16 protein-coding genes are annotated in these 10522 nt (G+C 35.2%); 6 read left to right on the forward strand and 10 right to left on the reverse strand.

Going from position 1 to position 10522, the window contains the following annotated elements:
- Positions 1–214: 214 nt before the first annotated feature.
- Both QQZ16_RS21950 and QQZ16_RS21955 read right to left on the reverse strand, forming a co-directional pair.
- Positions 215–643: a cell wall hydrolase gene (locus tag QQZ16_RS21950; protein ID WP_031539793.1), complete on the reverse strand. Its 429-nt coding sequence runs from the start codon at positions 641–643 to the stop codon at positions 215–217.
- A 96-nt stretch (positions 644–739) separates the two neighbouring features.
- Entirely contained in the window at positions 740–868 is a 129-nt protein-coding gene (locus QQZ16_RS21955) for a hypothetical protein (protein WP_268817968.1), read from the reverse strand.
- 144 nt (positions 869–1012) lie between these two features.
- Here QQZ16_RS21955 and QQZ16_RS21960 point away from each other — a divergent pair, with 144 nt between their 5' ends.
- Both QQZ16_RS21960 and QQZ16_RS21965 read left to right on the forward strand, forming a co-directional pair.
- A complete protein-coding gene (locus tag QQZ16_RS21960) occupies positions 1013–1588 on the forward strand; it encodes a CBO0543 family protein (RefSeq protein ID WP_231512601.1) in 576 nt (191 codons plus the stop codon).
- A 74-nt stretch (positions 1589–1662) separates the two neighbouring features.
- Positions 1663–1809 carry a DUF4021 domain-containing protein gene (locus tag QQZ16_RS21965; RefSeq protein WP_284561787.1) on the forward strand — a complete coding sequence of 49 codons (147 nt, stop codon included), beginning with the start codon at positions 1663–1665 and terminating at the stop codon, positions 1807–1809.
- A 42-nt stretch (positions 1810–1851) separates the two neighbouring features.
- Here the strand turns inward: QQZ16_RS21965 and QQZ16_RS21970 are convergent, their stop codons facing one another.
- The 6 genes from QQZ16_RS21970 to QQZ16_RS21995 all read right to left on the reverse strand — a co-directional run bounded on the left by QQZ16_RS21970 (position 1852) and on the right by QQZ16_RS21995 (position 7789).
- Positions 1852–2328 carry a (2Fe-2S)-binding protein gene (locus QQZ16_RS21970; RefSeq protein ID WP_031539790.1) on the reverse strand — a complete coding sequence of 159 codons (477 nt, stop codon included), beginning with the start codon at positions 2326–2328 and terminating at the stop codon, positions 1852–1854.
- Positions 2329–3153, reverse strand: coding sequence for an FAD binding domain-containing protein (locus QQZ16_RS21975; protein ID WP_031539789.1), 825 nt, complete (start codon positions 3151–3153; stop codon positions 2329–2331). It abuts the gene before it with no gap.
- Positions 3143–5470, reverse strand: coding sequence for a xanthine dehydrogenase family protein molybdopterin-binding subunit (locus QQZ16_RS21980; protein WP_031539788.1), 2328 nt, complete (start codon positions 5468–5470; stop codon positions 3143–3145). Before QQZ16_RS21980 ends, QQZ16_RS21975 begins: the two co-directional genes overlap by 11 nt.
- A gap of 263 nt (positions 5471–5733) precedes the next feature.
- Positions 5734–6264 carry a YfiT family bacillithiol transferase gene (locus tag QQZ16_RS21985; protein ID WP_031539786.1) on the reverse strand — a complete coding sequence of 177 codons (531 nt, stop codon included), beginning with the start codon at positions 6262–6264 and terminating at the stop codon, positions 5734–5736.
- A gap of 47 nt (positions 6265–6311) precedes the next feature.
- Complete coding sequence (locus tag QQZ16_RS21990) at positions 6312–7160, reverse strand: GNAT family N-acetyltransferase (RefSeq protein ID WP_031539784.1); 849 nt, start codon at positions 7158–7160, stop codon at positions 6312–6314.
- 47 nt (positions 7161–7207) lie between these two features.
- A complete protein-coding gene (locus QQZ16_RS21995; protein WP_031539782.1) occupies positions 7208–7789 on the reverse strand; it encodes an LOG family protein in 582 nt (193 codons plus the stop codon).
- 329 nt (positions 7790–8118) lie between these two features.
- Between QQZ16_RS21995 and QQZ16_RS22000 the strand changes: the two genes are divergently transcribed.
- From QQZ16_RS22000 to QQZ16_RS22010, 3 genes are all read left to right on the forward strand, one after another.
- Positions 8119–8274: a hypothetical protein gene (locus tag QQZ16_RS22000; protein WP_192840935.1), complete on the forward strand. Its 156-nt coding sequence runs from the start codon at positions 8119–8121 to the stop codon at positions 8272–8274.
- A gap of 238 nt (positions 8275–8512) precedes the next feature.
- Positions 8513–8614: a YjcZ family sporulation protein gene (locus tag QQZ16_RS22005; RefSeq protein ID WP_031539781.1), complete on the forward strand. Its 102-nt coding sequence runs from the start codon at positions 8513–8515 to the stop codon at positions 8612–8614.
- Positions 8615–8926: 312 nt separating this feature from the next.
- Positions 8927–9034 (forward strand): YjcZ family sporulation protein, encoded by a 108-nt coding sequence (locus QQZ16_RS22010; RefSeq protein ID WP_081836718.1) that lies wholly within the window; start codon positions 8927–8929, stop codon positions 9032–9034.
- Between the two features lie 120 nt (positions 9035–9154).
- On the opposite strand, the gene QQZ16_RS22015 is transcribed toward QQZ16_RS22010, so the two are convergent.
- Together QQZ16_RS22015 and QQZ16_RS22020 are read right to left on the reverse strand one after the other, a co-directional pair.
- Positions 9155–9472 carry a CotD family spore coat protein gene (locus QQZ16_RS22015; protein WP_031539778.1) on the reverse strand — a complete coding sequence of 106 codons (318 nt, stop codon included), beginning with the start codon at positions 9470–9472 and terminating at the stop codon, positions 9155–9157.
- A 358-nt stretch (positions 9473–9830) separates the two neighbouring features.
- Positions 9831–10052: a WYL domain-containing protein gene (locus tag QQZ16_RS22020; protein ID WP_031539777.1), complete on the reverse strand. Its 222-nt coding sequence runs from the start codon at positions 10050–10052 to the stop codon at positions 9831–9833.
- 194 nt (positions 10053–10246) lie between these two features.
- Between QQZ16_RS22020 and QQZ16_RS22025 the strand changes: the two genes are divergently transcribed.
- The gene (locus QQZ16_RS22025) at positions 10247–10459 is read left to right on the forward strand and encodes a hypothetical protein (RefSeq protein ID WP_031539774.1); all 213 of its coding nucleotides are present in this window, start codon (positions 10247–10249) and stop codon (positions 10457–10459) included.
- Positions 10460–10522: the final 63 nt, after the last annotated feature.

Below are 10522 nucleotides of genomic sequence, written 5' to 3' on the forward strand. Positions count from 1 at the left end.
CTTTTTTAATGCTTAATTTTTTCCAGCTACCGCGCTCTCGCTTGGTGGCCTTTTTGTCTAGTTGGGGGACTCGTCCCCCAACTAGACAAAAAGGATATTTATTCTCCCACAAACATTTTACTCATACAAATGAATCGGAATTATAGCTTTTAATAAGCATACAAAAAAGGAGTCCTTTTCACTAAAGAGGACTCCTTTTAACTAATTATTCCATTTAGAATGTATTATAAACATTTTCACATTCTTCTGCTGTTGGTTCATAAAAGCAATGTAGTTTATATCTTCCTACATGTGGTTGATTATACCAGGTATTAGGACAATCACCTGGAGGACGAAAATACCATAAACTATATTTTGCTGGCCAAAAGGATTCTCCGTTTACTACTCTCCTTGCCAATCTTCGTTCACTTTCTCTTGGTCGTTGATAAAAATAGCCTTTTGTTGTTGCTTCAAATGCATGGGCTTGATAAACCATATCATTTACAGTGCGAAGACCTTTGAAATCGGAACAATCTGCTCTCATTCGATTGATCCCTACATTCCCAACTAATAACATGCCTAATTCTCCTTCTCCCTCTGCTTCTGCACGAAGAAGTCTTGCCAATAAGTCAATATCCGCATCAGTAACACGTACGACTGCCATTTAACCACCCCCTATCCTTTCATCATATTTTTCCATACCTTATCCTATTCCTATAGGGAACATTACGATGAAAAGTGACTTTGGTGATGATTTTTGTTAAAAATTGATTAGTTTTTTAAATTCTTTAAATCCAATGATATAGCTCGCTGCAATTAATCCATTAATAAACAAAATATAAAATAATCCAATGATATATACCTTGTATTTTTTCCACTTTTTCTTCATCCCATATCCCCACCTTTAATACTCTCTAACTTCCCCTCATTTGGTAAATTTATGTATACATAAAAAAACTAATAATTTTCTATTTTTGATTCATACTAATTTAATAAAATCTTCCTTTTTATTATCCATTTAGGAGGAGTAAAAGTGGTGAGATCCATGTACTTTTTTTTATTAAACTTCCCTAGTAATGTAGAAATTGATAAAGAAAAAGAAAAATTATTTCATCTATCCTTTGATCATTGGTTACAGCATGATTTATTTTCTTTTAATTGGTGGATACTTTTCCTATCAACGATTATTCCTTATTTTATTTTTTGGAAAGTAGTAGACAAAAATCGCTTTTTTGAGGTGTTTTCATATGGAATGGTTTGTGCCACTTTATGTATGCTCTTAGACATTATGGGCACAGAGATGCTCTTATGGAGCTATCCGGACAAATTACTCCCCATCATTACCCCGCTTATTCCTGCTAATTTGGTCGTAATCCCTATCACCGCCATGCTTGTATATCAATATTTTAGCACTTGGAAAAATTTTTTGTTCGCCACGTTATGCTGGTCCATCCTATTTTCCTATATTATTGAGCCTTTATTTATGCTTAGGAAAATGTTCGTATTAGGGGAAGATTGGTCCCATACAAAGTCATTTATTGGCTTTATTGTTCTAGGTATTTTCTTAAAAGCTGTTTTTGAAACAATAAAAAAGCATCTTTCTAGATAAGAATGTTCTATTTATCACATATTATTATTCATTTTCCACAAACTAAGCAATGAATCTTGAAAGGAGAGAAAATGATGAAAGATCCAAATGCGAAAGATATAAAGCAGCAAAACAAATTAGGATTGGATGCAGATGAACAAGAAATGAATGGTTTATATGGAATGGCTGAAACGATGGAAGAAGATGCGTTAAATAGCCAAAATAAGCAGCAAAAAATGTAATTTCATCCTCCTGCATACTTCGCTATGCAGGAGGTATTTTCCTTATCCGTTTCGATTAGCGATGGCTTTTAAAATCGCTTTTTCGATTTCCTCATAACTCGTACAGCGACATATATTGGATTCCAGCCATTCTTTAATCTTTTCTTTATTAGGATTAGCTTCATTAAGGAGGAGTGCATGACCATTCATAATAAATCCTGGTGTACAATAACCACATTGAAAAGCAAATTCTTCGATAAATATTTGTTGGAGGGGACTATTATTCAGTCCTTCTATCGTAATAATCTCCTTGCCTTGTGCTTCCACTGCGAGCATTAAGCAAGATTTCATCGGCATCCCCTCCATAATTATGGTGCAAGCACCACAATCTCCGTTGAAACAACCTGGCTTCGCACCTGTTAAATAGAGGTCTTCGCGCAATGTAGCAAGTAATGTTTTCGATGGAGGAATAACTACTGAATGGTTTTCCTCGTTTATCCGCAGTTTTACGATTACTAAATTTTGTCTACTTTCCGCCAATTACACTCCCTCCAATCGATCAATTATTTTTTCTAAAAGGTCAGAAAGTACAAATAATCGGTATTCATTTGAACCTTCGACATCGTTAAGGATAGGGGAAGGGAGATGGGCTAATGCTAAATCGATTCGTTCTTCTCTACTCATGCTTTGATTATTTATTATGCGCTCCACTTCAAATGCTCGAAACGGGAAAGGGCATAATCCGCTGATGGCTACTCTAATTTGACCATCCATCTTTAGTGCAGCTACTGTAATTAATGGATACCCTGTCTCCCACTGCTGTCTCACTTTTATTGCTATATATTCTTGAGTCAAATATCGTTTTTCAATAAAAGCCTGCACCAATAATTCTCCCGTCTGAAGCAATAATTTCCCCTCAAATACATGATGGATAAATTCTGTTCTAATTCCAGATTCATTTGCAAGCACCAACACACTATCTGTTAAAAGGAATGGCAGTACTGCTTCTCGATAAAAGATTTCACCACAAATATTTCCACCAACCGTAATCTTATTTCTTGCTGTTCGATCCGCAATTTCTTTACAAACCATTGTTAATAAGGGAAAATAATTGCTTTCTTCTACGTCTGTCAATGTGATACAGGAACCGATTACAAGGTATTCTTCCTCCATCTGGTGAACATTGCATGCCGCTATTTTGTTTATATCAATTGTGACATCCACATTTAATTGGTTTATTCTTCTTAGCGTAATAATTTCTGTACCGCCCGCATAATAGGCTGGATGTCTATTTTGCGATTTTGTTTCTGCATATATTTGCATTGCCTGTTCCATGGTGGAAGCTTGTTTATATTCAAATGCCATTATGTGCCTCCTTCCATTGTCTCCAAATAGCTTCTGGTGTAAGTGGGAGACTTTTCAATTCAGTGTTTATGGCATGCGAAAGGGCATTTCCTAACGCCGCCGGAATGCCAACCAACCCATGTTCCCCTGCTCCCCTTGCTCCAAATGGTGCCTCTAAGTGAGGTGTTTTTATAACATCGACTTCATATTGCGGATGTTCACCAAATCTTAAAGGTCGATAGGTTCTCAATTGGGGGTTTAGAACTCTACCGTTTTCATCAAAATAAAAAGCTTCCCTGCCTGCCCAGGCAATACCCATACTCATGGCTCCTTTTATTTGCCCAAGAGCTGCCTTGTAATTAAGGACTTCTCCTAAATCAACGACCGTAATTGCTTTTAGAATTTTGTACCGAAATGTTTTCCTATCCATTTCAATTTCGATTCCATGTGCTGCTACTGCCCATTCAGGACCAGGATTTCCTGCACCTGTTTCTGGATCTAAATTAGTTAAACCTGTCAGTGTGTAACTACCATTTGCAATGATTTGTCCGCCAATTGAATTTCCATTTGGATAGGTATATCCATACACAATGTCTTTAAATGGCACGAATTGTTTCGGGTTATCTCGTAAGAATACCGTTTCATTCGCTACATCTAAATCATCTTCTGAAACCCTTAAAACAATCGCTCCCATTTTTTTCAGTTTACGAATGGCATCATCTGCTGCAGCCATCACTGCTCTCCCTGCCATTAACGTTCCTCTACTTGCTACTGTCTTCCAATGCTCTGGTACTGTTTGTGTATCAACAGCCATACGCACATGTATTCGATCCACACTCATTTTCATTTGCTCTGCTAAAATTTGTGCTAATACCGTTTTCGTTCCTGTGCCTATTTCGACTAATCCAGACATTAGATTGATACTTCCATCTGAATTAAAGGTGAGCACTACCCCAGAACTAACTGCTGGACCGATTGTTGAGTTTTTCCAGCTACATGAGATTCCTTTTACACGGACCCTATTTTGAGAGATTGCTTCCAATTGACCGTTTTCCCACTCCATTAATTCCCTTAAGCGATCTATGCATTTTTCTACATCTCCTATTTTGCTGCTCGTTAACACTACTTGAGTCGGAGTCGTATCACCTGGATGAATGACATTGATTTTTCTGAAATATAGAGGATCCATATCTATTTTTTTCGCAAGTATATCCATCGCTCTTTCAAAAGCAAAATGGACTTCTCCATGGCTAAATCCTCTGAATGGGGCTGCATAGGGATGGTTTGTATACACACATAAAGCATCACACCAGACATGATCGATTTTATATGGTCCTGTACAATCTACTGCACCTGCTGTACTAAGATGAGGCGATTTATCTGCATATGCTCCGCCATCAAACACATATTTCAATTTTGCAGCAGTCAGCTTGCCTTCCGCTGTACATGCAAGCTGAACCGTCGCTTCTAAGCCAACATGTACTGGGGAAACCGTTAAATCTTCTTCACGCGTATTAAATACACGTACTTTTCTCCCACCAACTGCTTTTGATGCAAGGTATGCAAATATTTCTAAGTGAACAGAAGCTTTTCCACCATAACCTCCACCTACAAATGGCGTTTCTACGACTACTTTTCCTGTTTCCACCTTAAAATCTCTACTGATAATTTTTTTCACCATATAAGGTGCCTGTGAGCTTGTGATAATTCGGACGATTCCGCTTTCTCCAATTTCACACAGTGCTGCTCTTGTTTCCATAGAAGAATGATCAGATATCGGAATAGAAAAATGGGATTCAACCATCACTTCCCCTTCCTTCATTTCTGCTTGAACATCTCCTTTTCTAATCTTTGTGTGATTGATAATATTTGTTCCTTCCACAGGATAAATCCCTTCGTCTTTCTTGTAATCGAGTAAATTGTCATGAAGGCGTGGTGCATCTTTCTCTAGTGCTTGTAATGGAGAATTAACAACTGTCAGGGGCTCATATTCGATGTGAATAAGTTGGGCTGCTTTCTTTGCAATGGGGATTGTATCTGCGACAACTAAGGCAATGACTTCTCCATAATATCGAACTTTATTGACAGCAAGTGGAGGTCGATCAATTACTTCTTCTCCTATCAAAGGTAAATTATCTCCAAGGATGATTGCTCTTACCCCTTCTGTCTTTTTGGCTTCTGCTATTTCAATTGAACGAATAGTAGCATGGGCATACGAGCTTTTTACCATCTCCACATGTAATGCATCACTTGCTAAGTAATCTGCTGTATATTTTGCTTTTCCTGTCACTTTTTCAAGGGATTCTTTCCGAAAAACACTTTTTCCGATATATGTCACAGTTTCCCTCCTCATTTTCATCGATAAATATTGGGATGAAGTATGTATTCTGGCCAGTAATTTAATTTCATATTTTTCGGATATTAGAAAAACAATTTAAATCTTTTCTTGCAAATCTTTATATGTATATGAGATAAGGAAATAAATTAGAAAAAATAATTTCAACCATTTTAGTTCTTTTAACTTTTACTTAGCCCCTATTTTAAACAAATAAAAAAGGAGGTACAAGATTATTTCTTATTCTCTCCTTTTTTTTACAGCAACTATTCCGTTTTCCAGTCTTTATTTTCACACAGATTCGTAATATGAGCGAGGTGATGACGACCATGCCATGCGTAATTTCCAATTAATAATCGAACAGATTGAGTACCACTTTCTGGATGTTGGAATTCCTTCTCTAATTCATTTGTCTGAAGCAGAGCTCGAAATAAATGAACCCATCTTGCATGAATATTGAAAAGCAATTGGATGGACACATTTACAGGCATGGTATAGTCGGGAAGCTGTGCCCATAGTCCTTCTTCATATGGTTTAATAATCGGCTTCTGTTCAGTTAAGGCAAGCTTTGTCCGTATATATGCGTTCATATGACTATCTGCTACATGGTGTACTACTTGACGAATTGTCCAGCCGTCTTGTCGATAGGGAGTATCTAACTGTTCCTCTGTCAATAGGGCTATTGTTTTCTCAAGTTTAGCTGGATATTCCTCTATTTCTGAAATCCATCTATGTAAAACTTCCTCTGAAATCTGTCTTTCATATTCAAATAAACCAATTGGATACCTTTCATCCACTCCCCATTTCTCCTTTCATCATACAGAAATAGTAAATTAATAGTAAGTTAGTTTTTCTTCTCAAAAAATAGCAAAATAGAATCTTTCATTGGTTCATAGCCAATATCCATGTATATCTTATTGGATGTTGGATTTGTGATATCTGTATAGAGGCTAGTAGATGAATATCCACTCTTTAACAACCGTTCTGAAAGTTCTGCAACACAATTTGTGGCATAGCCTTTTCTTCTATAAGATTCTGGCGTATACACAAAATTAATCGTTATATTATTCTTCGTAGGTCTGCTTGCATTTGCCATACTAACTAACTGATTATCTACTTCCCAGCCAGCAAGTTTCCCACCTTGAATAATCTCCTCTGCACGTATTCCTGCCTGTTCCATTTCTAACGGCTGATTAATGGACAGAGCGAAATCATAAATCCATTGTTGAATTAGCACCTGATCTCTACTTGTTATCCATCTGAAACGACCAACATTAGATGGCTTCTTTTTCACTTCTTTTAGTTGATAGATACGTTGATCCATTCCCAATACAACGTTTACTTGACGTAATGTAGCAATATGTTGAGCCAGCTCTTGTACAATTGCTTTCTCGCCAATGAAACCAGGAATTTCTTCTATATTTTCATGAATTAATTTACTTACTAACGGTAGCTCCAATGGAGTCATCCCTGGAAAAATAGAGACGATTATTTGTTTTGGATGTGTCTGAAACAGCATAAGAATTGGTTGTTCATCCTTATAAACCCCAGCCATAATGATAGGCTTAATCATCTCATTTATATTCATTAAGATTCCTAGTGGCAAGCCATTAACCGCTTCTTCTTTTTCTAAAAGTGGCAGCATCACCCGCTTGAAATCATTTACGTCATAAAACTTTTGAACAAGTAACACCACAATTCTCCTCCAAACCCCAAGTAATTTTTATGTATAAAAGAAGCTTAAGACTGACTCACCTGAATAAATGTTTTTATTCCAGGGGGAGTATAGGTCGAAAATTTATCAAGCAATTGTGCTGGATTAGAATCGATTATCGCAATGTTCCGATACTGTTCTTGTAAAAATTCCGCATTGGCCATATGATTAATTAATCCAACTAGGGGATCATAATAATGATTGATATTAAGAATCCCTAAAGGTTTTTTATGTAAACCAAGCTGTGCCCAAGTAAAGATTTCAAAAAACTCTTCCATTGTGCCCGCACCGCCTGGAAGTGTAATAAACCCATCAGCTAGCTCTGTCATTTTTGCCTTTCTTTCATGCATGGATTTTACGACAATTAATTCACTTAAATGTGGATGGGCTATTTCTTTTTCTTGAAGAAAGTCAGGGAGTACGCCAAATACCTTGCCACCCTCTTCCACCATACTATCAGCAAGAGCTCCCATTAACCCAATGCATGAACCGCCATATACAAGCTCTAAATCACGTCTCGCCAATTCTTTTCCTAGTGCAACGGCTTCTTCGATATAAATTTTAGAAGCTCCTGTACTTGAACCACAGAATACAGCAATTCTTTTCATATTGATTCCTCCATTTAACAAAATTCTGATAATTTTTTCATTACTTTTTACCTATTAGTTAGGTCTAAGTCCACTTTTTACTAGCAAATAAGTATAAGACACCGAGATTAATGGAAAAATTTTCTCCCTCCTTCTATTTTAACTGGAATCCAATACGAAAAGAAATAGTGTTTGCCTTATTTCAATCACAATTTATTGAATTTTTTTGATTCCTAGATTTAAATTGTCCAAAAATAAAATATATTTTTAAAAATAGGTTTAAGAGTTTTATCTAGCGGGTATTTGAAAGAAAAACAATATAAGTACACCTAATATCAAGGAGGATTAAAATGTCAGGAAACGTATTGTATAAAGGCAAAGTCTTTAAAATTTTATTTTGCTATGATACTGGTTATTGTGAAATTAGGGATATTTATAATGTATTTAAGGTAGAACTTGTTCATAATTCTCAATTTACCATGTTAGAAGATATTTGCACACATTAGTCATATCCTTTTAGCTTTTTGTCATTTTAAATGACAACTCATTTTTCAAAAATTATGTAAGCGTTATCCTTCTTTTTATTTCTTATGGTATTCATGCATGCCTTCATACAATGACTATAACATTTTATATACTTATTTCTTTATTTAGACCTTTTTGTACATATTATAATGAACTTGTCCACACCATCTAGTATCACTTCCATATTATATAGTAAATCTATAGTTGGAGGTGACTAGTATGTCTGAATATGGAGGCTCATTTGGAAGCAACTTTGCATTAATCGTAGTATTATTTATTTTATTAGTTATTATTGGTGCATCTTATATAGGAGGTTATTAATCTTCTGTATGAAAGTGTCTCAAAATGTTGGTACTCATTGACAGATTATCTATTACTATTTAATAGATAGTGTCCTTGAAATTCCTTAATTTGAGGCACTTTTTCTATTTACTTTCCATTAAGCTGTTTTCGAAAAAGATTGTCCCCCTGTCTCCAATTTAATATATATTATCATTACACCAACCGTAAGCCATTTATGTTCAAAAGTCTCTAATCAAATAGCCTTTTATTCTCCTCGTTAGTTACTTGTCCATTCCCTTTCAATCTTTCGTACATAAGATATGGTGTAACATGTAGAAGGAGGTGGCATATATGTCAGACTGTTATAGCGGTGGAGGTTACAACAATAACTTTGCTTTATTAGTTGTGTTATTCATTTTGTTAATCATCATTGGCGCTTCCTATTGGGGAGGATATTAATCTCGTTAAAAGAAGGCACTTTTGTGCTTTCTTTTTTTCATAAAATATCATCCTTTTAATTATACATATAGCATACGAAAAGGTACCCTGGTTTATTGGGGTACCTTTTCTTTCATAGTATTAGAAGAAGTTTCTTCTCGGTCTGCAATTATTTGGATTATTTACATCAGTACCACAATCGAAGTCTTCAACAACTGTTTCGTTCACTTGTCTTTCTGTTACTGGAAAATAATTTTCATTACGAATTACCGTTCTATTTACATTAATTACTTCTGTTGGGTGAATATTACGAATTCTTTTTTCATTTGTTGTTGTTCGAACAACTGTTTGAGTAGGATGAACGATATCTCTCACTGGAGAAACGCAATTTCGACATTTTTTCCCATGATTATTATTACTAGAACCTAACACATTATTATTATTATTATGGCGACCCATTTCTTTCGCTCCTTTCTATTATCAATTTCACTTACAATATATTGTATGAAAGGAAAAAGAGCTTGTCCGAGCTTTTACACTAATCTTTATTAAAATATGCTGAAGGACTAAGAGGAATGTCTAGCGGCACAGAAGTGGAATATTATTTTTCTAGATTTACACATAGAAAGATGTTTAATAAATAATTCTAACTAGCGCATAAGAAACCTTACTAAATTGCTGATTTTCTTACATTTTATTTAGGAATACTTCACCTTTTACATTAACATCTTTCTATTAATGCCTATATCTTTTTAAGAATAGAAGTTCTTATAAATCGGGATTAATAAACAGCTCTTCTCCAAAAAGAAAAGCTTTTTTATGCAAACAATTTAAATGACTTCGATTTAAAGGAGACAGCTAGGATGGAATCCACTTTAAAAATGCGTGGCTGCTTCTTTTTTAAACAATACGCCTTAATGTATGTGTCTGTTACTGCATACACAAGAACCGTTCGTTGGGATATAGAGTCATCTTTTTTCACATAAACAATCTCTATAGGTCTTTTTTCTTTCCACGCTTTATCTAATTGTTTTATCATCCTAAGCTCCCTCCTTTAAAACACATTATATAAGAACATTTGTTCGAAAACAAGTTTTTTTCGAACGAATGTTCTTATAATTACAGAAAAGGATTACCTTTTATCTCCCTATGCAAGTCCTTTTCTAAACTGAAAAAATTATTTGTAATTAGACTACCTCTAATTATAATAGCTTTAATTAGGAGGTGTATCCATTGATTAAATTATTTAGAAAACGATGGATGCTTTTTGAACAAGTGGTGAAATCGTATAAGCCCTTTGTAACGGTTGAGTATGGTGTTATTCCAGTTCCTGTTGATGATATAATCGGGCTATCCTTACCAGTTAGCAAAATTAGAAATAGTGTAAACGAGCACAATATTTCAGATACTCTTTTCCACATTAATCCGGGAGGAAATCTGAAATAATGTGCTATTTTTTTCACTTTATTTCGGAATGTGCAAAATCTTGTTCAAATTATTCCGTCTTAA

The sequence above is a fragment of the Bacillus sp. T2.9-1 genome (assembly GCF_950097965.1).
In the GTDB taxonomy this organism is placed as follows: Bacteria; Bacillota; Bacilli; order Bacillales; family Cytobacillaceae; genus Niallia; species Niallia hominis.

Bases quoted from the DNA above. Each gene is read 5' to 3' on its own strand.
- QQZ16_RS21950 (WP_031539793.1), bottom strand. From the start codon at position 643: ATGGCAGTCGTACGTGTTACTGATGCGGATATTGACTTATTGGCAAGA.
- QQZ16_RS21955 (WP_268817968.1), bottom strand. From the start codon at position 868: ATGAAGAAAAAGTGGAAAAAATACAAGGTATATATCATTGGATTATTT.
- QQZ16_RS21965 (WP_284561787.1), top strand. From the start codon at position 1,663: ATGAAAGATCCAAATGCGAAAGATATAAAGCAGCAAAACAAATTAGGA.
- QQZ16_RS21975 (WP_031539789.1), bottom strand. From the start codon at position 3,153: ATGGCATTTGAATATAAACAAGCTTCCACCATGGAACAGGCAATGCAA.
- QQZ16_RS21995 (WP_031539782.1), bottom strand. From the start codon at position 7,789: ATGAAAAGAATTGCTGTATTCTGTGGTTCAAGTACAGGAGCTTCTAAA.
- QQZ16_RS22000 (WP_192840935.1), top strand. From the start codon at position 8,119: ATGTCAGGAAACGTATTGTATAAAGGCAAAGTCTTTAAAATTTTATTT.
- QQZ16_RS22005 (WP_031539781.1), top strand. From the start codon at position 8,513: ATGTCTGAATATGGAGGCTCATTTGGAAGCAACTTTGCATTAATCGTA.
- QQZ16_RS22010 (WP_081836718.1), top strand. From the start codon at position 8,927: ATGTCAGACTGTTATAGCGGTGGAGGTTACAACAATAACTTTGCTTTA.
- QQZ16_RS22015 (WP_031539778.1), bottom strand. From the start codon at position 9,472: ATGGGTCGCCATAATAATAATAATAATGTGTTAGGTTCTAGTAATAAT.
- QQZ16_RS22020 (WP_031539777.1), bottom strand. From the start codon at position 10,052: ATGATAAAACAATTAGATAAAGCGTGGAAAGAAAAAAGACCTATAGAG.